The sequence below is a fragment of the Pseudomonas lurida genome (genome assembly GCF_013522705.1).
GTDB lineage: Bacteria > Pseudomonadota > Gammaproteobacteria > Pseudomonadales > Pseudomonadaceae > Aquipseudomonas > Aquipseudomonas quebecensis.
In genome coordinates, this window is the sequence record NZ_JAAMRE010000023.1 from 25,699 (window position 1) to 49,384 (window position 23,686).

At 62.0% G+C, this 23,686-nt stretch carries 22 protein-coding genes; 11 read left to right on the forward strand and 11 right to left on the reverse strand.

Features of this window, described 5'->3' with window-relative positions:
* The first annotated feature begins 66 nt into the window (after positions 1 to 66).
* The 5 genes from G7025_RS18190 (at position 67) to G7025_RS18210 (ending at position 3,678) form a co-directional block, all read left to right on the forward strand.
* Complete coding sequence (locus G7025_RS18190) at positions 67 to 1,086, forward strand: alpha/beta fold hydrolase (protein WP_181080509.1); 1,020 nt, start codon at positions 67 to 69, stop codon at positions 1,084 to 1,086.
* Between the two features lie 54 nt (positions 1,087 to 1,140).
* Positions 1,141 to 1,794: a DsbA family oxidoreductase gene (locus G7025_RS18195; RefSeq protein ID WP_181080510.1), complete on the forward strand. Its 654-nt coding sequence runs from the start codon at positions 1,141 to 1,143 to the stop codon at positions 1,792 to 1,794.
* A gap of 185 nt (positions 1,795 to 1,979) precedes the next feature.
* A complete protein-coding gene (locus G7025_RS18200; RefSeq protein WP_181080511.1) occupies positions 1,980 to 2,900 on the forward strand; it encodes an arginase in 921 nt (306 codons plus the stop codon).
* The gene (locus G7025_RS18205) at positions 2,897 to 3,277 is read left to right on the forward strand and encodes an EamA family transporter (protein ID WP_181080512.1); all 381 of its coding nucleotides are present in this window, start codon (positions 2,897 to 2,899) and stop codon (positions 3,275 to 3,277) included. Before G7025_RS18200 ends, G7025_RS18205 begins: the two co-directional genes overlap by 4 nt.
* Positions 3,274 to 3,678: an EamA family transporter gene (locus G7025_RS18210; protein WP_181080513.1), complete on the forward strand. Its 405-nt coding sequence runs from the start codon at positions 3,274 to 3,276 to the stop codon at positions 3,676 to 3,678. Before G7025_RS18205 ends, G7025_RS18210 begins: the two co-directional genes overlap by 4 nt.
* Before the next feature lie 63 nt (positions 3,679 to 3,741).
* Here G7025_RS18210 and G7025_RS18215 read toward each other — a convergent pair whose 3' ends face one another.
* Entirely contained in the window at positions 3,742 to 4,512 is a 771-nt protein-coding gene (locus G7025_RS18215) for a MipA/OmpV family protein (protein ID WP_181080514.1), read from the reverse strand.
* A gap of 229 nt (positions 4,513 to 4,741) precedes the next feature.
* Between G7025_RS18215 and G7025_RS18220 the strand changes: the two genes are divergently transcribed.
* The 6 genes from G7025_RS18220 (at position 4,742) to G7025_RS18245 (ending at position 12,048) form a co-directional block, all read left to right on the forward strand.
* Positions 4,742 to 5,440: an MtnX-like HAD-IB family phosphatase gene (locus G7025_RS18220; protein WP_181080515.1), complete on the forward strand. Its 699-nt coding sequence runs from the start codon at positions 4,742 to 4,744 to the stop codon at positions 5,438 to 5,440.
* Positions 5,433 to 6,827 (forward strand): aspartate aminotransferase family protein, encoded by a 1,395-nt coding sequence (locus tag G7025_RS18225; RefSeq protein WP_181080516.1) that lies wholly within the window; start codon positions 5,433 to 5,435, stop codon positions 6,825 to 6,827. The genes G7025_RS18220 and G7025_RS18225 overlap by 8 nt, the downstream gene beginning before the upstream one ends.
* Entirely contained in the window at positions 6,824 to 7,678 is an 855-nt protein-coding gene (locus G7025_RS18230; protein ID WP_181080517.1) for an alpha/beta hydrolase, read from the forward strand. The genes G7025_RS18225 and G7025_RS18230 overlap by 4 nt, the downstream gene beginning before the upstream one ends.
* Before the next feature lie 89 nt (positions 7,679 to 7,767).
* Positions 7,768 to 8,895, forward strand: coding sequence for a GNAT family N-acetyltransferase (locus G7025_RS18235; protein WP_181080518.1), 1,128 nt, complete (start codon positions 7,768 to 7,770; stop codon positions 8,893 to 8,895).
* On the forward strand, positions 8,892 to 10,661 hold the full coding sequence (locus tag G7025_RS18240; RefSeq protein WP_181080519.1) for a sensor histidine kinase: 1,770 nt from the start codon (positions 8,892 to 8,894) through the stop codon (positions 10,659 to 10,661). Before G7025_RS18235 ends, G7025_RS18240 begins: the two co-directional genes overlap by 4 nt.
* Positions 10,651 to 12,048, forward strand: coding sequence for a sigma-54-dependent transcriptional regulator (locus tag G7025_RS18245; RefSeq protein ID WP_181080520.1), 1,398 nt, complete (start codon positions 10,651 to 10,653; stop codon positions 12,046 to 12,048). Before G7025_RS18240 ends, G7025_RS18245 begins: the two co-directional genes overlap by 11 nt.
* 124 nt (positions 12,049 to 12,172) lie before the next feature.
* On the opposite strand, the gene G7025_RS18250 is transcribed toward G7025_RS18245, so the two are convergent.
* From G7025_RS18250 to glpK, 10 genes are all read right to left on the reverse strand, one after another.
* A complete protein-coding gene (locus tag G7025_RS18250) occupies positions 12,173 to 12,511 on the reverse strand; it encodes a GlpM family protein (RefSeq protein WP_181080521.1) in 339 nt (112 codons plus the stop codon).
* Positions 12,511 to 13,848, reverse strand: a complete 1,338-nt coding sequence (locus G7025_RS18255) for a sigma-54-dependent transcriptional regulator (protein WP_181080522.1) — start codon at positions 13,846 to 13,848, stop codon at positions 12,511 to 12,513. Before G7025_RS18255 ends, G7025_RS18250 begins: the two co-directional genes overlap by 1 nt.
* On the reverse strand, positions 13,845 to 15,746 hold the full coding sequence (locus G7025_RS18260) for a sensor histidine kinase (protein WP_181080523.1): 1,902 nt from the start codon (positions 15,744 to 15,746) through the stop codon (positions 13,845 to 13,847). Before G7025_RS18260 ends, G7025_RS18255 begins: the two co-directional genes overlap by 4 nt.
* A 78-nt stretch (positions 15,747 to 15,824) precedes the next feature.
* Positions 15,825 to 16,559, reverse strand: a complete 735-nt coding sequence (locus G7025_RS18265) for an amino acid ABC transporter ATP-binding protein (RefSeq protein WP_042560754.1) — start codon at positions 16,557 to 16,559, stop codon at positions 15,825 to 15,827.
* Positions 16,556 to 17,227 (reverse strand): ABC transporter permease subunit, encoded by a 672-nt coding sequence (locus G7025_RS18270; protein WP_181080524.1) that lies wholly within the window; start codon positions 17,225 to 17,227, stop codon positions 16,556 to 16,558. The genes G7025_RS18265 and G7025_RS18270 overlap by 4 nt, the downstream gene beginning before the upstream one ends.
* The gene (locus G7025_RS18275; protein WP_181080525.1) at positions 17,227 to 17,973 is read right to left on the reverse strand and encodes an amino acid ABC transporter permease; all 747 of its coding nucleotides are present in this window, start codon (positions 17,971 to 17,973) and stop codon (positions 17,227 to 17,229) included. Before G7025_RS18275 ends, G7025_RS18270 begins: the two co-directional genes overlap by 1 nt.
* Positions 17,974 to 18,167: 194 nt before the next feature.
* Positions 18,168 to 19,094, reverse strand: coding sequence for a glutamate/aspartate ABC transporter substrate-binding protein (locus G7025_RS18280; protein WP_181080526.1), 927 nt, complete (start codon positions 19,092 to 19,094; stop codon positions 18,168 to 18,170).
* Positions 19,095 to 19,462: 368 nt separating this feature from the next.
* The gene (gene glpD / locus G7025_RS18285; protein ID WP_181080527.1) at positions 19,463 to 21,001 is read right to left on the reverse strand and encodes a glycerol-3-phosphate dehydrogenase; all 1,539 of its coding nucleotides are present in this window, start codon (positions 20,999 to 21,001) and stop codon (positions 19,463 to 19,465) included.
* A 275-nt stretch (positions 21,002 to 21,276) separates the two neighbouring features.
* Complete coding sequence (locus tag G7025_RS18290) at positions 21,277 to 22,032, reverse strand: DeoR/GlpR family transcriptional regulator (RefSeq protein ID WP_027604598.1); 756 nt, start codon at positions 22,030 to 22,032, stop codon at positions 21,277 to 21,279.
* 83 nt (positions 22,033 to 22,115) lie between these two features.
* Positions 22,116 to 23,621, reverse strand: a complete 1,506-nt coding sequence (gene glpK / locus G7025_RS18295) for a glycerol kinase GlpK (protein ID WP_181080528.1) — start codon at positions 23,619 to 23,621, stop codon at positions 22,116 to 22,118.
* Positions 23,622 to 23,686: the final 65 nt, after the last annotated feature.

The window sequence follows — 23,686 nt, forward strand, 5'->3', positions numbered from 1 at the left end:
GCAGCGCGCTTGAACAAACTTCATCAGACTCGCGCTCTACTGGGGTTCTGCGTTTTGGTGTTTTTCATGCGTGTGTTGCTGTTACTGGCCGCCTTCCTGTTCGGCCTGCCGTCTTTTGCGGCCTCTCGTTGCGATATCAATGTCCCGACCCAAACGGTCGACCTGGATCAGGTGAGCCTCGCCTACCAGAGCATCGGTCGCGCGTCCGACCCGGCCTTGCTGCTGGTGATGGGCCTGGGCGGGCAGTTGATCCACTGGCCGGATGAAGTGGTGGTCGCCCTGTGTCAGCAGGGCTTTCGGGTGATCCGCTACGACAACCGCGACGTCGGGCTGTCCACCTGGCGCCAGACCCCGGCCAGCGCCAATCTGACCTTTGAAGTATTGCGCTACAAGCTCGGCCTGCCGGTGGCGGCGCCCTACACCCTGACCGATATGGCCGATGACGCCCTGGGCCTGATGGATGCTTTGCAGATCCAGCAATTTCATGTGTTGGGCGCCAGCATGGGCGGCATGATCGCCCAGCACCTGGCTGCCATGGCGCCGCAGCGGGTCGAGAGCCTGACCCTGGTCATGACCAGCTCCGGCGCCGAAGGGCTGCCGGCGCCGAACGCGGCGTTGGTGCAGTTGTTGTCGCGGCGCAGTGCGCCCAACCGCGAAGTGGCCCTGGAGCAGCAGGCCGACCTGCTCGCGGCGCTGGGCAGCCCGAACATCAAGGACGACCGCCAGGCCCTGCTGCACCAGGCGGCGCTGTCCTACGATCGTGCGTTCAACCCCGAAGGCGTGAAGCGCCAGATCATGGCGATTCTCGCCGAACCCAGCCGCGTGCCGTTGCTCAACCAGCTGCGCGTGCCGACGCTGGTGGTCCACGGCACCGCCGACCCGTTGCTGCCGGTGATGCACGGCGTGCATCTGGCGGCGCATATCCAGGGCAGCCAGTTAAAGCTGATTCCGGGCATGGCCCACCGGTTCCAGGAAGCGTTCAAGGCGCCGCTGCTGATGGCGGTGCTGCCGTACCTGCAAGCCCATCGCGAGGATGCCGCGCACTGGGCACGCATCGAGCCGGTGGCACCTTCGAAGGTGCTGTGACATTGGTGTATGGTGCAACCTTTGTGGCGCATATGGCCTGCGAGGTTGCCTAGCATGAGTACCCCCCTGAAAATCGATTTCGTCAGCGATGTGTCCTGCCCCTGGTGCATCATCGGCCTGCGCGGCCTGACCGACGCCCTGGACCAACTGGGCGCCGAGGTACAGGCCGAGATCCACTTCCAGCCGTTCGAACTCAACCCGAACATGCCGGCCGAGGGGCAGAACATCGTCGAACATATCACCGAAAAATACGGCTCCAGCGCCGAAGAGTCCCAGGCCAATCGTGCGCGCATCCGCGATTTGGGCGCGGCGCTGGGCTTTGCCTTTCGCACCGATGGCCAGAGCCGCATCTACAACACCTTCGATGCGCATCGCCTGCTGCATTGGGCCGGCCTTGAAGGCTTGCAGTACAACCTCAAGGAAGCGTTGTTCAAGGCTTACTTCACCGACCAGCAGAACCCCTCCGACCACGCCACCCTGGCGATCATCGCCGAAAGCGTCGGCCTGGATATCCAGCGCGCGGCCGCGATTCTCGCCAGCGACGAATACGCCGCCGACGTGCGCGAGCAGGAGCAGCTGTGGATTTCCCGTGGCGTGAGTTCGGTGCCGACCATCGTGTTCAACGACCAGTACGCCGTGAGCGGTGGTCAGCCGGCCGAAGCCTTTGTGGGGGCGATTCGCCAGATCATCAACGAGGCCAAAAACTAGAACCCCATATCCAAAGGTGGGAGGGGCGCTGCGACGATTCGAAGGCTGAGTGTCTGTCACCGCCTGTAGCGCCCCAACCACCTATCGAGGGCAAGCCCTGTCCCACAGGGTTTTGGCAGTGTGCTTGGGGTAGGCGCTGGCCCGCGCCTTGCATTGACCCCCTAAAGCCTTAGGGGAACACTGCCGTGAATATTCTCGATCTAGACCACAGCCTCACCGCGCAGGCGCCGATTGCCCGGCGGTTGGCCAGCGGGCAGGCGACGCGTATCGATCTGCTGGACCTGGGCCCGAAGCTGCGCCTCTGGTCTACCGAAAAGACCTGGAAACGCTTCGTCGAACGCCTGGCCCGGCGGCCGCGGCCCACGGACGCGCGGCCGGAGATCCTGTTTGTCGGCTCCGGCGATTACCACCACCTCACGCCGGCGTTCCTGGCCGACTTGAAAGAGCCGGTCAGCCTGATCCACTTTGACAATCACCCCGACTGGGTGCGCCTGGCGCCCAAGCGCCACTGCGGGTCATGGGTCAACCGCGCGTTGAAGATGCCGGCGATCAAACGCATTGTCACCCTCGGCCCGTGCAGCGATGACCTGCATAACCCGCAACTGCGCGGCGGCAACCTCGCTGCGCTCAAGCGCGGGCAGTTGCAGCTGTTTCCCTGGCAGCATGCGCCGTCGAAAGTATGGGGGCGGATCGGCGATGGCGCCGGGCATCAGCAGCGCGAAGATCACTTGTATTGGCGCAACCTGGCCGAGCTGGATTGGACTGCATTTCTCGAACAGATGATCAGCAGCCTGCCCACCGACGCGGTCTGGATCACAGTGGATAAAGACGTGCTGGCCAGCGAAGACGCAGCCACCAACTGGGACCAGGGCGGCATGCGCCTGACCCACTTGCTGCAGGCCCTGCGCGCCTTGGCCGCACGCAAACGCATCATCGGCATCGACGTCTGCGGCGAGTTCGCCACGCCGGCGTTCAGCAACGCATTCAAGCGTTGGGAGGCCAAGTCCGACCAGCCTCCCGCCGAGCGCTGGAGCCCTGAGGATCTGCAGCGCAATGCCGCCACCAATGCGGCCCTGATCGACCTGTTCGAGGAATTGTTCCCGTGAGCCTGACCGTGGTGGTGCTGGTGGCGTTTTCCATCGTGCTCGATGTGATCGGCCAGCTGTGTTTCAAGATGGGCCTGGACCGTTTGCCCGAACTGGAGGGCGATTTTCGCCTGAATGCGTTCTGGGGCCAGGTGTTCAATGCGCCGCTGTTGTGGGCGGGAATCGGCGCCTATGTGATCGAGTTTTTCGTCTGGCTCGAAGCCTTGTCCCGCGCGCCGCTGAGCCTGCTGTTTCCGGCGGCGGCGCTGGCGTACTGCGGCGTGGTACTGGCGGGCAAACTGGTGCTGGGCGAAACCGTCAGCCGCCGGCGCTGGCTGGGCACGTTGGTGATCACATTAGGGGTGATGTTGGTGGCGATTGGAGGAGGGCAGGCATGAGTACGCAAAACGTCAATGCCGGTTGGCTGCACGAACGCCTGGGCACGGTGGTGTTGTGGGCCTTATTGATCTGCACCGAGAGTGCCGGCCAGCTGTTCACCAAGATCGCCGGCGATCAGTTGGGACAGATGGATTTCAATTGGCAGTGGCTGGTGGAAGTCGCGCATAACCCCGGCATCCTGGCGGCGATTGCCTGCTACATCGGCGCGTTTTTCGTGTGGATGCTGATCCTGCGGCGCAGCAGTTTGTCACTGGCCTTTCCCCTGAGTTCACTGGTGTTCGTGGTGGTGCTGCTGGGGTCGTGGCTGGGGCTGGGGGAACATATCAGCCCGCTGCATTGGGTGGGGGTTGCAGTGATCATCGGTGGCATCGCCCTGCTGGCCGAAGGCGAAGAGAACTGATGGTCGAGGGGCTTGGCCCCCCGATGTTCATGGGTGGGAGGGGCAAGCCCCTCCCACAGTGGATCAATCGAACTTGTAGCTGATCGCCGTTTGCACCTGCCCCTGGTTCACATCGCCAGTCTGCTTGACGATGCTGCTGTTCGCCGCCGAGCCCACCAGGTGCACCCAGCTGGCGCTGGTCAACAGCGACCAGTGAGGCGCCAGGGGAAATTCAAAGCTCTGGGTCAGCGTTACATTCTGGAAACCGCCGCTGGCGTTATACGGGCGAAAACCGGTGGCGGCGGCTTCGTGGTCGTCCACGCCGAAAAACGTGTTGGTCTGCCGTGCGTCGGCGAAATGCGCCACCAGGCCGCTGCTGCCGATGATCCCACCGCCCAGCGGGTAGCCCAGTTCGCCACCCAGCTTGCCCAATGTGCCGCTCTGGGAGTGGCCGCCGCCGACGGCCTGGCCCAGCTGCGCGTAAACCCGCCAGAAGTCAGCCGGTGCGTATTGCACGAAGCCACCGACCTCGGCCATGTCCGACACGTTGCGCAACCCCTGCAGCGAGCCGTTGGACGTACGCCCCTGCAGGTAATTGATATACGGCCCGGCGCTGAAACCGTGGGTGTCCACCGCGCTCCAGGTCAGGCCGTCGTCGGTGCTCAGGCTGACATTGCCCCAGTCCAGATCCACATAGGGCACGGGCCGCGTTTCGTAGCGGCTGCCGGTCGGGTCGTGGGGCTGATAACTCAGGCCGGCGCCGACTTCACCCCTGATGCCGTCGGCCAACGCGGTATTGGAAACGCCCCACAGGCCAAGCAAACCGGCGAGTGCCGCGCAGGTGATCCTCAACATGGTCACTGTTCCTTGATTGAATACCCGCGCATGAACGCGCAAAGCGCGGTGGCCGTGCAAGCACTCATGTTGTTTGTAGCAAGCTACAAAAATTGTAGCTGTCACGACACATATAAGCCCCGCACCCCGAGCAAAGCCCCGGCTGCACGGGGTGATGGCCACTTGGCACAGTCTCTGCTCTACCCCTTGGGCAAGCGCATGCAGCGCGCCCTCTTCAAGGTAAACGCAGATGATTGACTGGCATATCGTGTGTGACTTCGACGGGACCATCACGCCCACCGATGTCATCGACAACGTCCTCCAACGCTTCGCCGGCCCCGAGTGGGAAACCATCGAGCAGCAATGGCTGGACGGGCATATCGGTTCACGCGAATGCCTGAGCCGCCAACTGGCGCTGATCAAGGCCACGCCCAGCGAATTGCTGGCGTACTTCGACAGCGTCGAGATCGACCCGGATTTTCCGGATTTCGTCGATCACGTCCTCGGCCTGGGGGCGAGTCTGGACGTGGTCAGCGACGGCATCGAACAAGGCATCGCGCGGATTCTGTCGCGCAACTATGTGACCTTGCTGCCGATCCTCGCCAACCGCCTGCGCCAGGTCGACCAGAACAGCTGGCGCATCGATTTTCCCTATTCAAGCGATGCCTGCCGCGCCGCGTCCGGCAACTGCAAGTGCAAATCCACCCCGCGCAACAAGCGGGTGCTGGTGATCGGCGACGGCAAGTCCGACATGTGCGTGGCCTCCACCGCTGACTTCGTGTTCGCCAAGGGCAGCCTCGCCGAGTACTGCGTCGCTAACGCCATCCCCCATGCGCGCTTCGACACCTTTGCCGAAGTGACGGCATTGCTGGCGCGGCTCCCGCAGAGCATTGCCGCCAATACCTCCTCCTTTGCTACTGACTCCCAGGAACTCTTCCATCATGTCTGATATCCGCATCGCAACCGCCGAAGACCAGGTGCTTCTGGACAAAGAGGCCAAGTACTGCTCCTACGGCGATACCGTCCATTACATCGAGCCGCCGCGCATTTTCAGCCGCTGTGAAGGTTCCTACGTGTGGGACACCGAAGACCAGGCCTACCTCGACCTGCAAATGTGGTACTCGGCGGTCAACTTCGGCTACGCCAACCCGCGCCTGAACAATGCGCTGAAACAGCAGATCGATACCCTGCCGCAGATCGCCAGCCAGTACCTGCACAAGGGCAAGATCGAGTTGTCGGAAATGATCGCCGTCGACGCCAAGAACAAATTCGGCCTCGACGGCCGCGTGCACTTCAACGTCGGCGGTTCGCAATCGATTGAAGACTCCCTGAAGGTGGTGCGTAACGCCACCAACGGCAAGAGTTTGATGTTCGCCTTCGAAGGCGGCTATCACGGGCGCACCCTCGGCGCCTCGTCGATCACTTCCAGCTACCGCTACCGTCGCCGCTATGGCCACTTTGGCGAGCGTGCGCAATTCATCCCGTTCCCTTACCACTTCCGCGGCCCCAAGGGCATGACCAAGGAAGAATATGGCAGCCACTGCGTGCAGCAATTCGCGCGGCTGTTCGAGACCGAATACAACGGCGTGTGGGACCCGAAAGTCGGCCAGAGCGAATACGCCGCGTTCTACGTCGAACCGATCCAGGGCACCGGCGGCTATGTGATCCCGCCGATGAACTTTTACCGCGAACTCAAGCAGGTACTGGATCAGCACGGCATTCTGCTGGTGTCCGATGAAATCCAGATGGGCTTCTACCGCACCGGCAAGCTGTGGTCGATCGAACACTTCGACGTGCAGCCGGATGTGATCGTGTTCGGCAAGGCGCTGACCAACGGGCTCAACCCCCTGGGCGGCATCTGGGCTCGCGAAGAGTTGATCAACCCGAAGATCTTCCCGCCAGGCTCGACCCACTCCACCTTCGCCTCCAACCCGCTGGGCACGGCGGTGGGTCTGGAAATGTTCAAGATGACCAACGAAGTCGACTACGGCGCGATGGTCATGGCCAAGGGCAAGTTCTTCCTTGAAGGTTTGCAGGATTTGCAGAAGCGTTTCCCGATCATCGGCGACGTGGACGGCCTGGGCCTGGCCCTACGCTGCGAAATCTGCGGCCCGGACGGTTTCACCCCGGACAAGGCGACCCTGGACTACATGGTCGAGGAAGGCATGAAGGGCGATATGGTGGTCGACGGGCAGAAACTCGGCCTGATCCTCGACGTGGGCGGTTACTACAAAAACGTGATCACCCTGGCGCCGTCCTTGGAAATCAGCTACCCGGAAATCGAACTGGGCCTCAAGCTGCTGGAACAACTGCTGGTACGGGCGACCAAGCGGTGAACAGTCACGGGTTCGACCTCGGTGAAGGTGATGCCGGTTTCGTGCTCGGCAACGGTCCGGTCGGGGTCCTGTTGATCCACGGCCTGACCGGCACCCCGAATGAATTGCGCCAGGTCGCCAAGGGCCTGGCCAGGGACGGTACGTGCACGGTGTACGTACCGACCCTGGCCGGACACTGCGGCGGCAACAGCGACTTGCAGGCCACCGGCTGGCGCGACTGGTACGAAGGCGTGCGCAAGACCTTCGTGCAGGTGCGCCAGCGGCATGGGCAAGTGTTCGTCGGTGGCTTGTCCATGGGCGCGGTGATGTCGATGTACCTGGCTTCGGAGCATCCGGGCCAGGTCGCCGGGCTGCTGATGTATTCCACCACCCTTAAGTACGACGGCTGGAGCATCAGCAAAATGGCGTTCATCACGCCGTTGCTGATCCGCATCCCGTTCGGCGTGCGCCTGTTCCGGTTTACTGAAAAGCCGCCCTACGGCATCAAGAACCAACGGTTACGGGCAATCGTCGAGCGGCAGATGAAGGAGGGTGAAAGCAGCGAGGCGGGGTTGTTGACCATGGAAGGGGTGACGGTGCGCGAGTTGCACTGGATGAACGCCGTGGTGAAGAAACGCATGCCGTCGATCAACGTACCGGCGTTGGTGCTGCATTCGATCGAAGACGACATCACCAGCCGCTGGAACGCCGACTACGTCGAGCGCCACCTGGGCGGGCCGGTGACCAAGATCCTGCTGGACGACTGCTACCACATGATCACCGTCGACCTGCAATACCGGCGGGTGATCGAACTGAGCGCCGCTTTTATCCGCGAACGGGCGACCGACGATGTGTTGGCGTGTTGTGGTTAACGCGACGGGTGTGCTGAGCGGGCTCTGTGGCAAGCCTGCTCACCACGCGACCTGACCCAACCAGATCCTCAGCCAAAAAAGGGGAACACGTGATCACCACCCAAGCCTTTGCAACCATCCGGGCTCTGCAGCGCAGTGCCTGGAACGATTGTTTTCCCGGTGCGCTTGAAGATTGGGACTATTACGTCGCCGTGGAAAACGCCGCCGTCGAGGATTTTCAATGGCGCTACCTGGCCGTGTACGACAATGGAACGCTGGTGGCCGTGGCGCCGGCCTTTATTACCCATTACCGTCTCGACACCACCGTGTCCGGCGTCGGCAAGCGCTTGACCACGCGCCTGCAACGCCTGTGGCCGGGAGCGTTGCAGCTGGGGTTGTATGCCTTGGGCTCGCCGCTGGCCGAGCGCTGCGACGTCGGGTTTGCCAGCGAGGTACCGCAGGTGCGCCGCCCGCTGGTGCTCACGCATCTGCTGCAGGCCGCCCGACAGGACGCCGATGACCTCGGCATCGGCCTGCTGGCGGTCAAGGATGCCCCCAGCCACGACCCGCACTGGCGCGAAAGCTGCCGCGCCGCCGGTTTCCAGAGTATGCCGAGCCTGCCTACTGGCGTGCTGCCGCTGCCCTATGGCTCGGTGGACGCCTACCTCGGTTCGTTGGGCAAATCCACGCGCAAGGACCTGCGCCGCAAACTGCGCGCGCCGGGGCCGCGGGTCGAATGGCGGGACAATATCGATGATGTGCTGCCCGAGGTCATGAGGCTGTACGAAGCCACGCTTACCCGCGCCGAGTTGCAGTTCGAGCGCCTGCCCGCCAGCTACTTCACCGGCGTGCTCGAACGCCTCGAAGGGCGCGCGGTGTGTGTTCTGTACTGGGTGGATGAGCAACTGGTAGCGTTCAACCTCATGCTCAGGGACGAACATCGGCTGGTGGACAAGTTCTTCGGGCATGACGTCGCCTTCACCCGCGACCACAACCTGTACTTTCGCAGTTGGCTGACCAATGTCGACTACTGTATTCAACACAAAATTGCAGCGTACGAGTGCGGGCAGGCCGGGTATGCCAGTAAGCTGCGCCTGGGCTGCACGTTCCAGGGCAACCAGGTGTTCTTCCGGCACCGTAACCGCCTGGTCAACGGTCTGCTCGCGCTGGTAAAACTGTTTATCCGACCGGATCGTTCCGACCCTGCCATGGCTGCTGCAATAAGCGAATCCCGATGATCACCAAGACCCGCCAGAAAGCCCGTCCATTTGCCATTTCGCGCTGGAGTGTCCAGCGCAAGCTGGTGCTGGCGTTCTGGTTGGTCAGTGTGATCCCCACCATGATCGCGGCGGAGCTGGCCGCCACCACGCTGTCGGAGATTTTCGACAGCAACGTGCGCATCTGGCTGCAGGAGTCGACCAAGATCGTCAAGGACGAGATCGGCGATATCCTTCACGACAACGCACGCATGGCCAAGCTGTTCCTGCGCTACACCAGCCCGCCCGCGAGCAGACAGGCGGCCAAGCACGACCGGCTGACGGCGGACATTGCCGATGCCACCGACATCGATGTGGTCGCGCTGATTCGCGTCAGTGACAACAAACCGGTGTTCAGCACTGCCGCCGACGACATCGTCAAACAGATCAGCCTGGCCAGGAACACCGTCTTGCAGACCGTGCAGGTGGGCGGCGTGTCCACCGGCATCGTGGTCTCGACCTTCGAGACCACCCAGGACGGCGTGGATTACGTGCTGCTGGTCGGCACCTACCTGGACAGCAGCTTCCTCACCAGCGTGGCCGATGTGCATTCCCTCGACCTGCGGCTGTACCTGGCCAACCCGGAAGGGTTCTCGGAGATTTTCTCGACCCAGCGTTTCGAGGATCACCCCTCGCGCATCCCCAAGGATGTCGAGGCGGCGATGCGCAGCACGCGCCAACCCAGCGAGCAGTTCACCCATAACTACAGCGGGCTGTACTGGCCGATCTTCAACGATGCCGGCGAGTTGCAAGGCGTGATTTTCAGCGGGTTGCTGCGCCACACCAGCCTGGTGGGGCTGGTCAACCAGAGCAACCTGTTCGTGCTGATCTTCCTGCTCAGCTCGGCGCTGTCACTGGCCGCCGGGGTGCTGGTGTCGCGGCGCCTGACCCGGCCGCTGCGGGATCTGTCCCAGGGCGTGAGCGCGGTGATCTCCGGCGATTACGCACACCGCGTCGAGGTCAGCGGCGGCGACGAATTGGCGCAGTTGAGCAGCACCTTCAATCACATGACCGAGCGCCTGGGCGAATTGCACCAGCTCGAAGCCCAGTTGCGCCGCCGCGACCGCCTGCACGCGCTGGGCGAAGTCGCCATGGGCCTGGCTCACGAGATCCGCAACCCATTGGGCATCATCAAGACCGCCACCCAGTTACTGCACCGCCGCGCCGACCTGCCGGCCGGCGACAAGCGCCACCTTGAATACGTGATCAGCGAAGTCAGCCGCATCAATGACCTGATCACCGAATTCCTCGACTTCGCCAAGCCCAACCCGCCGCTGCGCGTGGTGCAGCCGGCGCGGGCGCTGGTGGAGGAGATCCTCGGCTTCTGCGCGCCGGAGCTGGCCACCCATAACATCGATGCGCAGATCGACGACCAGGCGCCGGGCGCGACGCTGTATGCCGACGCCCGGCAACTCAAGCAGGCCTGCCTCAACCTGATTATCAACGCCATCGACGCCATGCCCGACGGCGGGCGTTTGACCCTGGGCATCCGCAGCGTCGGCGAGAATACGGTCATCAGCATTGCCGACAGCGGCCAAGGCATTCCTGCCGAGATGATCGAGCGTATCTTTACGCCGTTCGTCACCACCAAGGCCTCCGGCACCGGGCTGGGCCTGGCCAAGGTCTATTCGATCATGGAAAGTCACGACGCCAGCATTGAATGCACAAGTGAGAAAGAGGCCGGCGCCACGTTCAGCCTGTACATTCCGGCGCGGGGCGAAGACGAGGAGGACAGTCATGACGCATAACGTATTGGTGGTCGACGACGAGCCCAAACTCTGTGATTTGCTCTCGTCGGCCCTGGGCCAGAATGGCATCCAGGTGTTTACCGCCGGCAACGGCCTGCACGCGCTCAAGGTGCTGGAGCAGGAAGACATCGACCTGGTGATCAGCGACTGGCGCATGCCGGGCATGGACGGGCCGGCACTGCTGGCGGAAATCAAGACGCGCTATCCCCAGGTGCCGGTGATCGTGATGACCGCCTACAGCACGGTAAAAAACGCCGTGCAGTCGATGCGCAACGGCGCTTATGACTACATCGCCAAGCCGTTCGATATCGACGAGCTGGACATCACCGTGGCCAAGGCTCTGCAATTTCGCGACATCCTGCGCGACAACGCACGCCTGCGCGCCGAGCTGGACGAACACGCGCAGTTCGATAGCCTGGTGGGCGATAGCCCGGCGTTTCGCAAGGTGCTGCAGGCGGTGGATTCCGTGCGTGACAGCAGCGCCACCATCCTGCTGACCGGCGAGAGCGGCACCGGCAAGGAAATGGTGGCCCGCGCCATTCACAAGCACGGTAGCCGTGCCGACCAACCCTTCGTGGCGGTCAACTGCGCGGCGATTCCCGAAGGCCTGCTGGAGAGCGAGATGTTCGGGCATCGCAAGGGCGCGTTCACCGGCGCGGTGTCGGACCGGGTCGGGCGCTTCCAGCAGGCGGACAAGGGCACGCTGTTTCTGGATGAAGTGGGCGATATGCCCCTGGCGTTGCAGGCCAAGATCCTGCGCGCCTTGCAGGAGCGGGTGATCGAGCCGGTGGGTGACCCGCGCGAGCGCAAGGTGGACGTGCGCGTAATCGCCGCCACCAATAAAAACCTGCTGGAGGCGGTGGCCAACAAGGAGTTTCGCGAAGACCTGTATTACCGCCTCAATGTGTTCCCGATCCCGCTGCCGGCCCTGCGCGAGCGGGTGGAAGACATCGCACCCCTGGCCCGGCATTTCGCCCAGACCCTGAGCGCCACGGCGGGCAAGCGGATCACCGGCTTCAGCCCTGAGGCGTTGCAGGCCATGGCGGCTTATCACTGGCCGGGCAATATCCGTGAACTGCAGAACTGCGTGGAACGCGCGACCATTGTGGCCGCCACGCCGGTGATCGAAGACATTGATTTGCCGGGTTATCTGTTTGCGTCCAAGCCGAGCGAGGGCGGCGTGACGACGATTCTCAGCGACGGACCGGGCATTCCCCAGGACCTGGATGCGGCGCTGGCCGAGGTCGAGAAAGCCTACATCCTTGCGGCGTTGCAGGAGAGCAACGGCGTGCAGGCCGCGGCGGCGGCCAAGATCGGGATTTCCGAGAGAAGCTTCTGGTATCGGTTGAAGAAGCTGGGCATCCAGGTCGACAAGATCGTCCGTTGACTCAACCAGGATAAAACTGTGGGAGGGGGCTTGCCCCCGATTGCAGTGGCCCAGTTACAGATGAGCTGACTGTCACACAGCTATCGGGGGCAAGCCCCTTCCCACAGTTTTTGACCGAGTCCGGTCATGTATGGAGGCGTACCCAGATGCTCACCAGGATTGTGGCGGCGATCAGCCAAGCCAGCGCCGCCACGGCTAAAGAAGCCTCCAGGCGCATTCGGTCCACCATCACATACAACGCAGCCAGGTACACAAAGTACGGAATGATCGACCACATGCCGAACAGGATGGTGGTCTTCAAGTCTTCCACCGAGCGGCCTTTGCCGACGATGTAGTGGGCGATCAGCGCAAAGGTCGGGAACAGCGGCACCAGCCCTGCGATGTAATAGTTTTTGGTCTTGGCCAGCGCGGCCAGTATCAGCACCACCGCCGCGCCCAGGGCGGCCTTCAGAAACAGATCCATCAGTGGCTCAACCCGTATTTTTTGACCTTGTCGAACAGCGTGGTCTTGGCCATTCCCAATTCCTGGCTGGCCTGGGTCAGGTTGCCGCCGCTGCGTTGCAGGGCGTCCATCAGCAGGTTGCGTTCAAAGGCTTCCACCGCCTCGGTAAAGGCCAACCCCTGGCCGCCGCTGCCGGCGCCGCTTTTCTTGAACGCGGGCAGGCCCAGGGCGAAGCGTTCGGCGACGTTGCGCAGTTCGCGGACATTGCCGGGCCAGTCGTGGCTCATCAGGCTGGACAGGGTCTGGTTGTCCAGCTCCGGCGCTGTGCGGTCGAAGCGCAGGGACGACTGCTGCAGGAAATGTTCGAACAGTTGCAGGATGTCTTCGCGGCGCTCGCGCAGGGGCGGCAGCTCCAGGGTCACCACGTTGAGGCGGTAATACAGATCGCTGCGAAACTGACCGGCGCGGCTCAGTTCGTCCAGATCGGATTTAGTGGCCGCAATGACCCGGCAATCCACCGCCACGCTCTGGTTGGACCCCAGCCGTTCCAGGGTGCGTTCCTGCAGGACCCGCAGTAATTTGATCTGCAGGTTGATCGGCATGCTTTCCACTTCATCGAGAAACAGCGTGCCTTCGTGGGCGTGTTCGATCTTGCCGATGCGTCGCTTGCCCGCGCCGGTGAAGGCATTGGCCTCGTGGCCGAAAATCTCGCTTTCGAAGAGGTTTTCCGGCAGGCCACCGCAGTTCAGGGCGACAAATTGGTGGGCGTGACGCCGGCTGAAATCGTGCAGGCAACGGGCGACCAGTTCCTTGCCGGTACCGGTTTCGCCTTCGATCAGCACGTTGGCCGACGTGTCGGCGACGTTGGCGATCAGCTCGCGCAGGCTCTGCATGGCCGGCGAGCGCCCGATGATGCGGCCTTCCAGGGAGTCGCGCTCGGCCAGTTGACGACGCAGCGCCCAGACTTCCCGCGCCAGCCCGCGCTGCTCCAGGGCGCGTCGGGCGACGTCCACCAGGCGTTCGGGGGAGAAGGGTTTTTCCATGAAGTCATAGGCGCCGTTGCGCATTGCGCCGACGGCCATTGAAATATCGCCATGCCCGGTGATCAGCACCACCGGCAGGCTTTTATCCAGCGCCTTGAGGCGGGTGAGCAGCTCCAGGCCGTCGATGCCCGGCAGGCGAATATCGCTGATGACAATGCCGGCGAAGTTCTCGCCGACGCGCTTCAAGGCTTCCTCGGCGCTGCCCACGCCCACGCTGGTGATGTCCTCCAGCGCCAGGGCCTGCTGGCAACCGAGCAGCACATGGGGGTCGTCTTCGACGATCAGGACGGTGAGGTCGTTGCGGTCTGTATTCATGTCGACTCAGTGGGTTGAGCGCCCGCCAACGGCAGGCTCAGGACAAAGGCCGTACCACCACTGGCCGGATGCTCCACGGCGAGGTTGCCACCCGTGGCGGCCGCCAGGCTGGCCGACAGGGTCAGGCCCAGGCCCAGGCCCTGTTCGCCGGGTTTGGTGGTAAAGAACGGTTCGAACAAATGCTTGCGCGCCTCGGGGTCGATGCCGTGGCCATTGTCGCGCACCTGCAGGCGGTACTTGCCCTCGCTGCCGCTGCCTTCCAGCCACAGTTCGGGGGCCGGTTGCGCCTGCATGGCGTCAAGGGCGTTGCCGATCAGGTTGACCAGGATCTGCTCCAGGCGGGTCTGATCGATCTGCAAGGCAGCGTCGGCGAAGTCTCGGTGCAGGGTCAGCGGCAAGTTGTCCAGACGCGCGCCCAGCACCTGGAACGCGGCGTCCACCGCTTTGGCCAGGCTGGCCTCGCCCTGGTCATCACCGCGCCGGGCAAAGGAGCGCAGGCTGGCGGTGATGCGGCCCATGCGGTCGATCAGTTCGTTGATCGTCTTGAGGTTGGCGCTGGCGGTGTCCAGCGCGCCGCGCTCAAGAAAACGCACAGTGTTGCCGGACAACGTGCGCAGCGCGGCCAATGGCTGGTTGAGTTCATGGGCGATGCTGGTGGACATCTGGCCGATGGCCGCGAGTTTGCCGGCCTGTACCAGTTCATCCTGGGCACGGCGCAGGGTTTCTTCGGCCTGGCGCCGTTCGCGGATCTGCCCCTTGAGCCGTTCGTTGCTGGCGCGCAGGTCGGTGGTGCGTTCGGCAATCCTGCGCTCCAGCTGGCTGTTGGCTTCCTGCAAGGCTTCCCGCGCGGCGAGGCGGGTGGCGATGACCTTGCGTCGCTCGTTCCAGGCGATCAGCAGGAAGGCGACCAGGCCGAAGGCCACTGCCACCAGGATGCCCTGGTTGATGGCCGCGCGACGCAGGTCGTTGAGCGGGGTGAGCAGGGTAAAGCTCCACGGTGTGTCGTTGAGCGGACGAGTTTGCGCCAGGTAGCTGACGGCGTGCTCGTCATTGACCACTTCGCTGTTAGCCGGGAAGGTCAGTTTTTCGGTGCCTTCCTTCAAACGCTCGCGGGCCAGGGGCTCCAGCTCGTTCAAGGTGGCCCAGTAGTATTGCAGGCTGTGGGCCAGGCGTTCCTTGACCTCATCGCTCAGTGGGCGCACGGCCTTGAGACGGCGGGCCGGGTCGCTGGAGAGGATGATGATGCCGTTCTCGTCGCTCACGAATGCTTCGAGGCGCGCGCGCTGCCAGCGTTCTTCGAGGGCTTCGAGGCGCACTTTGACCACGGCGACGCCGATGATCTTGCCGTGCTCTTCCAGGCCATGGGCGAGGTAATAGCCGGGCTCGCCGTTGGTGCTGCCGATGCCGTAGAAACGGCCGGGCTGGCCGCGCACGGCGTTCTGGAAATAGGCGCGGAAAGACAGGTCTTCACCCTGGTAACTGTCGGCATCGCGCCAATTACTGGTGGCGAGCACGCGGCCAGTGGTGTCCATCACGTAGATGGCGCGGCTGCGGCTGCGACGGTTCAGGCCTTCGAGGTATTCGTTGACGGCTTTGCGGGTTTCCTGATTCGGATCGGCCAGCAGTGTGGAGACGCTGGTTTCCAGCTCCAGCAGACTGGGCAGGTAGGTGTACTTGCTGATCTCGCTTTCGACGGTGCGGGCATGCAGTTCCAGTTGGCGCTCGCCATTGTCACTGAGGGTGCGGATGCCATAGTACTCGCTGATCCAGAAGCCGATGTAACCCAGGCCGACCATCAGGGCGATGATCAACGGCGGCAGGAACAACTGGCGAATCAGACGAGGTTTCACGGCAAGTGATGGCGGTGCGGCGCGAAATTGGTTGGGGTCGCATTTCATCACAGATGCCTTGGGTCAACCAGAGCTGCCATGTAGGAGGGGACTTGCCCCCTCCCACACTGGCTCGGGCTTAATTGCTTAGTGCTGCAGGATTTTCTCGAGGAAGTGCTGCGCGCGCTCCGAGCGGGCGCTGATGTCGCCGAAGAACTCTTCCTTCGGGCAGTCTTCGATGATCTTGCCGGCGTCCATGAAGATCACGCGGTCGGCCACTTTACGCGCGAAGCCCATTTCGTGGGTCACGCACATCATGGTCATGCCTTCCTGGGCCAACTGCACCATCACGTCCAACACTTCGTTGACCATTTCCGGGTCCAACGCCGAGGTCGGTTCGTCGAACAGCATGACGATCGGGTCCATGGCCAGGGCGCGGGCAATCGCCACACGTTGCTGCTGGCCACCGGAGAGCTGGCCAGGGTGCTTGTGGGCGTGTGCCGACAGGCCGACGCGCTCAAGCAGTTGCAGGCCTTTCTTGGTGGCCTCTTCCTTGCTACGGCCGAGCACCTTGATCTGCGCGATGGTCAGGTTTTCGGTGATGGTCAGGTGCGGGAACAGCTCGAAGTGCTGGAACACCATACCGACGCGCGAGCGCAGTTTCGGCAGGTTGGTCTTCGGGTCGGCGATGGAGGTGCCATCGACGACGATGTCGCCTTTCTGGAACGGTTCCAGCGCATTCACGCACTTGATCAGGGTGGATTTGCCCGAGCCGGACGGCCCGCACACCACGATCACTTCGCCTTTTTTAACCTCGGTGCTGCAATCGGTCAGCACCTGGAAGTCGCCATACCACTTGTTGATGTTCTTGATAGAGATCATACGGCAAACCTTTTTTGCAGACGCTTGACCAGCAGCGAGGCGGAAAAGCTGATGATGAAGTAGACGACACCGGCGAAGATCAGGAACTCATTGGAGCGGCCGATGATGTCGCCGTTGGAGCGGGCGGAGTTGAGGAAGTCCACCAGGCCCACGGTGTAGACCAGCGAGGTGTCCTGGAACAGGATGATCGACTGTTGCAGCAGCAACGGGGTCATCTTGCGGAACGCCTGGGGCAGGATGATCAGGCGCATGGTCTGGCCATAGGTCATGCCCATCGCCTGCGCCGCCGCCATCTGGCCCTTGGGGATCGACTGCACGCCGGCCCGCACGATTTCACAGAAGTACGCGGCTTCGAACATCATGAACGCCACGACGCAGGAGGTGAACGCACCGATCGGGGTGTCTTCTCCGGTGATCCAGCGCAGCACGAACGGTACCGCGAGGTAGAACCAGGTAATCACCAGCAACAGGGGGATCGAGCGGAAATAGTTCACATAGGCGCCGGCCAGCCGCGACAGCAGTTTACTGGACGACAGGCGCATCAGCGCGAGGAGCGTGCCCAGGATAATGCCGCCCACCACGCCCATGACCATCAGCTTCAAGGTCATGACCATGCCGTTCCACAGGCCCGGTATGGCGGGGATGATGCCGCTGAAATCGAGTTCCATTATTTACCCCCCACGGAGATCAGGCCGGGCACTGCGACTTTCTTCTCGACCAGGCGCATCAGCAGCATCAGGCTCATGTTCAGGGTGAAGTAGATCAGCGTGGCCAGGGTGAAGGCTTCGAACAGGTTGGCCGAGAACTCGGCGGTCTGTTTGGTTTGCGCCAGCAGTTCCATCAGGCCGATCAAGGACGCCACGGAGGAGTTCTTGAACACGTTGAGGAATTCCGAGGTGAGCGGCGGAATGATGATGCGGTAGGCCTGGGGCAGCAGCACGTTCCAGTAGATCTGGGGCAGCTTGAAGCCCATGGCGCGCGCGGCGGATTCCTGGCCACGCGGCAGCGCCTGGATACCGGTGCGCACTTGCTCGCACACACGGGCGGCGGTGAACAGGCCCAGGCACACGACGACGCTCAGGTAGGCCGAGGTGGTCGGGTTCAGGTCCTGCTTGTACCAGTCCTGCAGGTTCTGCGGCAGCAGGTCGGGCACCAGAAAGTACCAGATGAACAGCTGCACCAGCAGCGGTACGTTGCGGAACAGCTCCACGTAGCAGGTCGCGATGCCCGATACCAAACGGTTCGGCACGGTGCGCATGACCCCCAGAATGGAGCCCAGCAGCAAAGCGATGATCCATGCCACGACAGCGATGGCGATGGTCCAGCCCAAACCGGCGATGTACCAGTCGAGATAGGTCTCGCTGCCCACGCCGGTGGACTTGAAGAACACGCCCCAGTCCCAGTTGTAATTCATTAGGGTCTCCCCTCGAAATCGATCGATGTACAAGCACCCGCTTGGGGAAAATCCATTCCCGCCCGACGTTGAACGCCAGGCACACGCGATCGGCTCGAAAACCGCCAGGTCGAGTGTTCCAAGTTAAAACCAGCAGGTAGTAGCAGACGCCTGAGGGAGGGTTGGCTCCCTCAGGAGATAAGGTTAGTCAGCTTTTAGATCTTTACTTCCGGAGCCGGCTTATCGGTTGGGTTCTTAATCAGTTCCTTGACCTTGTCGCTCATCGGGAAGTTGAGGTTCAGGCCTTTTGGTGGAACCGGGCTTTCGAACCATTTGGCGTAGATCTTGTTGATCTCACCGGATTTGTACAGGCCGATGATGGCGTCATCCACGGCTTTCTTGAACGCTGGATCGTCTTTGCGGACCATGCAGGCGTAGGCTTCGAAAGACTGTGGGGTACCGGTGATGACCCAGTCATCCGGCTTCTTGGCCTTGGCTTCTTCGCCGGCCAGCAGGGCGTCGTCCATCATGAACGCTACCGCGCGACCACCTTCGAGCATCTGGAAGGATTCGCCATGGTCTTTGGCGGAGATGACGTTCATGCCCATCTGCTTGTCGGCGTTCATCGACTTGATGATGCGCTCGGACGTGGTACCGGCGGTGGTCACCACGTTCTTGCCTTTAAGGTCGGCGAAGTCGGCGTAGCTTGGCTTGCCGTCCTTGTCCTTCTTGACCAGCAGGCGCGTGCCGATTTCGAAGATGTTGGTGGTGAAGGCGACTTGTTGGGCGCGTTCGGCGTTGTTGGTGGTGGAACCGCACTCGATGTCGACGGTGCCGTTCTGAACCAGTGGAATACGGGTCTGCGAAGTTACCAGGTTGTACTTGGCCTGCAGATCGGGTTTGTTCAGGTCTTTTTTCAGGGCTTCAACGATGGCCAGCTGAATGTCGTGGGAGTAGCCCACAGGTTTGCCCGAACCATCCGCGATATAGGAAAACGGGATGGAGCTGTCGCGGTGCCCGAGGGTGATGGTGCCGGAGTCGTTGATTTTCTTCAGAGTGCCGGTGAGTTCGGCGGCAAAAACTGGAGTGCTGATCAGAGCAGCAGCGATAGCTGCGCCCAGGATATGGGGAACGATGCGCATCAATACTTCCTCGACATTTGTTTTTTTTATGAAGCCAGCTAAACGGCTCTCTTGTACAGCGAATGTCCGTGACGGCTCCTGAGGCGTCTCGGCAATCGTCCAAGAGTGTAGAGCATGAGTCGTGCCAGGCTCGAAACAAAAGCTTAAATATATGATTTACATAAAGATTAAGTTTGTATGACAGGTTTTTTCCAGCGCTGCGATCCGGCAAACCGAATAGCTCGGGGTGTGGCGTTCGGAAATCCGAATGGTCCTGCAGTGGGCCGGGTACGAATTCCTACGTGAGCACTGCAAAAACGCCGCGTTTATTCCGAATAAACGCGGCGTTCCGGGGGGAGCGAGCAAGCTCGCTCAGTACAGCGCGGTCATCAGGCCGCTTCGATCTTGCTGCGGTTCTGCTCAACCTTGGAGAGGTAACGCCGTACGCCTTCCTGTTCCTGTTCGGTGGTGAACAGGCCGAGCTTAGTCCGGCGCCACAGGATGTCATGGGCCTGGGTGGCCCATTCTTCAGCGCACAGGTAGTCGACTTCGCGGGTGTACAGGCCACCGCCCAAGTGCTCGCCCAGGTCGGCCAGGGATTGCACGCCCTCCAGCAGGCGCCAGGTGCGGCTGCCGTAGGTGGTGGACCAGCGACGCGCAATCTCGCTCGGCACCCAGTCGAACCTGGCGCGAATCGCCTCGGCCAGCGCTTCGGGCGTGCTCATGTCTTCGCCGCCCGGCAGGCTGGCCGTGGCGGTCCAGCTCGGGCGCATCTGCGTGAAGTACGGCGCCAGTTGGGCCATGGCCGATTCGGCGAGCTTGCGGTAAGTGGTCAGCTTGCCGCCGAACACGGACAGGATAGGCGCCTCGCCGGTGCCCCCGGACAGTGCCAGGGTGTAGTCGCGGGTAATTGCCGACGGATTGTCCGACTCGTCGTTGCACAGCGGGCGCACGCCGGAGTAGGTGTGCACGATGTCATCGCGGCTCAGTTGCTTCTTGAAGTGAGCGTTGACCACTTGAAGCATGTAGTCGGTTTCGCCCTCGGTGATCGCCACTTTCGCCGGGTCGCCGGTGTATTCGCGGTCGGTGGTGCCGATGATGGTCAAGTGGTTCAGGTAAGGAATGGTGAAGACGATACGCTGGTCTTCGTTCTGCAGGATGTGGGCGTGAGCGCCTTCGTACAGTTTTGGCACGATCAGGTGGCTGCCCTGAATCAGACGAATGCCGTAGGGCGAATCCAGTTTCAGGTCATCCTTGATGAACTTGGCCACCCATGGGCCGGCAGCATTCACCAACGCACGGGCGCGGATCGAGAACAGGCTGCCGTCGGCACGTTCCATGTTCATTTCCCACAGGCCCTTGCTGCGATGGGCGCTGATGCAACGGGTCTGAGTGTGGATATGGGCGCCTTTTTCACGGGCGGCCATGGCGTTGAGCACTACCAGTCGGGCATCGTCGACCCAGCAGTCGGAATACTCGAAACCCTTGGTGATTTCGCTTTTCAGCGGGCTGTCCGGGCCGAACTTCAGGCTCTTGGAGCCCGCGAGTTTTTCGCGCTTGCCCAGGTGGTCATAGAGGAACAGCCCGGCACGAATCATCCACGCCGGGCGCAGGTGCGGGCGGTGCGGCAGGACAAAACGCATTTGCTTGACGATGTGCGGCGCCTTGGCCAGCAGCACTTCGCGTTCGGCCAGGGCTTCACGCACCAGGCGGAATTCGTAATGCTCGAGGTAGCGCAGGCCGCCGTGGATCAACTTACTGCTGGCGGAAGAGGTGTGGCTGGCCAAGTCATCCTTTTCGCAAAGGAATACCGACAGCCCGCGACCGGCTGCGTCTGCTGCAATGCCGACGCCATTGATCCCGCCACCGATCACGGCAACGTCATAGACTTCGGCAAGCGGTGGAGCAGGCAAGGTAGAAGGGTTCATCGGCTGGCCTCGCGATCTTTTCGTATTGGAATTCGAACATTAATGTTCATTTGCGAAAATGGTAGCTGATAAACGCGGGCACAGCCACCCGACTTCGATTGAAAAAACTCATCGAAGGGCGAGGAAAGGAAAATTTGTGAACATTGGCCCGTCTAAGGCTCGAGATGTTTCAGCGAGTATTGATAGCTATCGGGGGCAAGCCCCCTCCCACATTTGAATGGTTTTACATATCAAAGTGTGGGAGGCGGCTTGCCCCGATAGCATCAATAAAGGCCCTACACGACTTCCAGCCTAACCTTATGCTGATTCAGCAACTGCACCAGCGCCGGCACCGGCTCCTGATCAGTTACCAGGCAATCCACCAGGCTGATTGGCCCCAGGCGAATCATGGCATTGCGCCCGAATTTGCTGGAATCCGCCGCCAGTATCACTTGCCGCGCATTGGCGATGATCGCCTGGGACACGCGCACTTCCTGGTAATCGAAGTCCAGCAGGCTGCCGTCCTCGTCGATGCCGCTGATGCCCACCAGCGCGAAGTCGACCTTGAACTGATTGATGAAATCCACGCTTGCCTGGCCCACCACGCCGCCGTCGCGTCGCACATTGCCGCCGGTGAGCAGCACGTCGAAGTCGTCCTTGGCGCTGAGCATGGTGGCAACGTTGAGGTTGTTGGTGATGATTTTCAGATGGTTGTGGTTCAGCAGCGCACGGGCAATGGATTCGGTGGTGGTGCCGATATTGATGAACAGCGAGGCGTGATCGGGGATCTGGGCGGCGATGGCTTCGCCGATGCGTTGTTTTTCATCGCGCATCTGATCGGCACGCATGGCGTACGCAGTGTTTTCGACGCTGGAGTCATAGGCCGCGCCGCCGTGGTAGCGGCGCAGCAGATTAGCGTCCGCCAGTTGGTTGATATCGCGGCGGATGGTTTGCGGGGTGACAACGAACAACTGCGCCATTTCCTCGATACTGACGTAGCCGCGCTCGCGGACCAGTTCGAGGATTTGTTGCTGGCGGGGAGGCAGATTCATGGGGCGTCCTTTGGGCTGCCATACAAAAGTGGCCCATGATGACGCAGGAATCTGCTCCCTGCCAGTTACAACCCGACGTTGGCTTATTCAGCGCCTTCGTGGGGCTCCCAGTCACGGGTGCGGCTGACCGCTTTCTGCCAGCCGGCGTAGAGCTTTTCCTTTTCCTTTTCGTCCAGCTGAGGTTCGAATTCGCGCTCGATCACCGCCTTGCCACGCAACTCGTCCAGGCTGCCCCAGAAGCCGCAGGCCAGGCCGGCCAGGTATGCGGCGCCGAGGGCTGTGGTTTCGCGCATTTGCGGACGCTCCACCTGGGTGCCGAGGATGTCGGCCTGGAACTGCATCAGGAAGTTGTTGGCCACCGCGCCGCCATCCACGCGCAGGGCTTTGAGGCGTTCGCCGGAATCCTGCTGCATGGCGTCCAGTACGTCGCGGGTCTGGTAGGCAATCGACTCCAGGGCGGCACGAATAATGTGATCCACACGTACGCCACGGGTCAGGCCGAACAGCGCGCCACGGGCATAGGGGTCCCAATACGGTGCGCCCAGGCCGGTGAATGCCGGCACCAGGTACACGCCGTTGCTGTCCTTGACCTTGCCGGCAAAGTATTCGGTGTCATGGGCATCGTTGATGATCTTCAGCTCATCGCGCAGCCACTGCACGGTGGAACCGCCGTTGAACACGGCGCCTTCCAGGGCGTAGGCCACTTCGCCACGCGGGCCGCAGGCGATGGTGGTGAGCATGCCGTGCTTGGATTTCACGGCCTTGTCACCGGTGTTCATCAGCAGGAAGCAGCCGGTGCCATAAGTATTCTTGGCCTGGCCGGCTTCCACGCACATCTGGCCGAACAGCGCGGCCTGCTGGTCACCGGCGATGCCGCCGATGGCGATGCCGCTTTTGGTGCGGCCGTAGATTTCCGACGAGGACTTCACTTCCGGCAGCATTTCGCGCGGGATGTCGAGGATCTCCAGCATCTTCGCGTCCCACTCCAGCGAGTGGATGTTGAAGAGCATGGTGCGCGAGGCGTTGGTGTAGTCGGTGACGTGGGTTTTGCCGCCGGTAAATTTCCAGATCAGCCAGCTGTCGACGGTGCCGAACAGCAGTTCGCCATTGCGTGCACGTTCGCGGCTGCCTTCGACGTTGTCGAGGATCCACTTGAGCTTGGTGCCGGAGAAGTACGGGTCGGTGACCAGGCCGGTAGTGTCGCTGATGTACTGTTCGTGACCGTCGCGCTTGAGCTGTTGGCAGATCTCGGTGCTGCGACGGCACTGCCAGACGATAGCGTTGTAGATCGGGCGGCCGGTGACTTTGTCCCAGACCACCGTGGTTTCCCGCTGGTTGGTAATGCCGATGGCGGCAACCTGGTCATGGTGCAGGCCGGCCTGGGCCAGCGCTTCGACCATCACCGCGCTCTGAGTGGCGAAGATTTCCATCGGGTCGTGTTCGACCCAGCCCGCCTGCGGATAATGCTGGGCAAACTCGCGCTGGGCGGTGCAAACCACGTTGGCGTCACGATCAAAGATGATTGCCCGCGAACTGGTGGTGCCCTGGTCGAGGGCAATGATGTAGTTCTTATTCTGAAGGTCGGTCATGTCGATTGCCTTGAACGAAATAGGAAGTCAGAAACCAGCCTGGGCCGCGAAGGGCAGGGCGCCAG

Coding starts and splice junctions, on each gene's coding strand:
- G7025_RS18190 (WP_181080509.1), top strand. CDS start 67: ATGCGTGTGTTGCTGTTACTGGCCGCCTTCCTGTTCGGCCTGCCGTCT.
- G7025_RS18195 (WP_181080510.1), top strand. CDS start 1,141: ATGAGTACCCCCCTGAAAATCGATTTCGTCAGCGATGTGTCCTGCCCC.
- G7025_RS18210 (WP_181080513.1), top strand. CDS start 3,274: ATGAGTACGCAAAACGTCAATGCCGGTTGGCTGCACGAACGCCTGGGC.
- G7025_RS18215 (WP_181080514.1), bottom strand. CDS start 4,512: ATGTTGAGGATCACCTGCGCGGCACTCGCCGGTTTGCTTGGCCTGTGG.
- G7025_RS18220 (WP_181080515.1), top strand. CDS start 4,742: ATGATTGACTGGCATATCGTGTGTGACTTCGACGGGACCATCACGCCC.
- G7025_RS18225 (WP_181080516.1), top strand. CDS start 5,433: ATGTCTGATATCCGCATCGCAACCGCCGAAGACCAGGTGCTTCTGGAC.
- G7025_RS18240 (WP_181080519.1), top strand. CDS start 8,892: ATGATCACCAAGACCCGCCAGAAAGCCCGTCCATTTGCCATTTCGCGC.
- G7025_RS18245 (WP_181080520.1), top strand. CDS start 10,651: ATGACGCATAACGTATTGGTGGTCGACGACGAGCCCAAACTCTGTGAT.
- G7025_RS18250 (WP_181080521.1), bottom strand. CDS start 12,511: ATGGATCTGTTTCTGAAGGCCGCCCTGGGCGCGGCGGTGGTGCTGATA.
- G7025_RS18255 (WP_181080522.1), bottom strand. CDS start 13,848: ATGAATACAGACCGCAACGACCTCACCGTCCTGATCGTCGAAGACGAC.
- G7025_RS18260 (WP_181080523.1), bottom strand. CDS start 15,746: ATGAAATGCGACCCCAACCAATTTCGCGCCGCACCGCCATCACTTGCC.
- G7025_RS18265 (WP_042560754.1), bottom strand. CDS start 16,559: ATGATCTCTATCAAGAACATCAACAAGTGGTATGGCGACTTCCAGGTG.
- G7025_RS18270 (WP_181080524.1), bottom strand. CDS start 17,227: ATGGAACTCGATTTCAGCGGCATCATCCCCGCCATACCGGGCCTGTGG.
- G7025_RS18275 (WP_181080525.1), bottom strand. CDS start 17,973: ATGAATTACAACTGGGACTGGGGCGTGTTCTTCAAGTCCACCGGCGTG.
- G7025_RS18280 (WP_181080526.1), bottom strand. CDS start 19,094: ATGCGCATCGTTCCCCATATCCTGGGCGCAGCTATCGCTGCTGCTCTG.
- glpD (WP_181080527.1), bottom strand. CDS start 21,001: ATGAACCCTTCTACCTTGCCTGCTCCACCGCTTGCCGAAGTCTATGAC.
- G7025_RS18290 (WP_027604598.1), bottom strand. CDS start 22,032: ATGAATCTGCCTCCCCGCCAGCAACAAATCCTCGAACTGGTCCGCGAG.
- glpK (WP_181080528.1), bottom strand. CDS start 23,621: ATGACCGACCTTCAGAATAAGAACTACATCATTGCCCTCGACCAGGGC.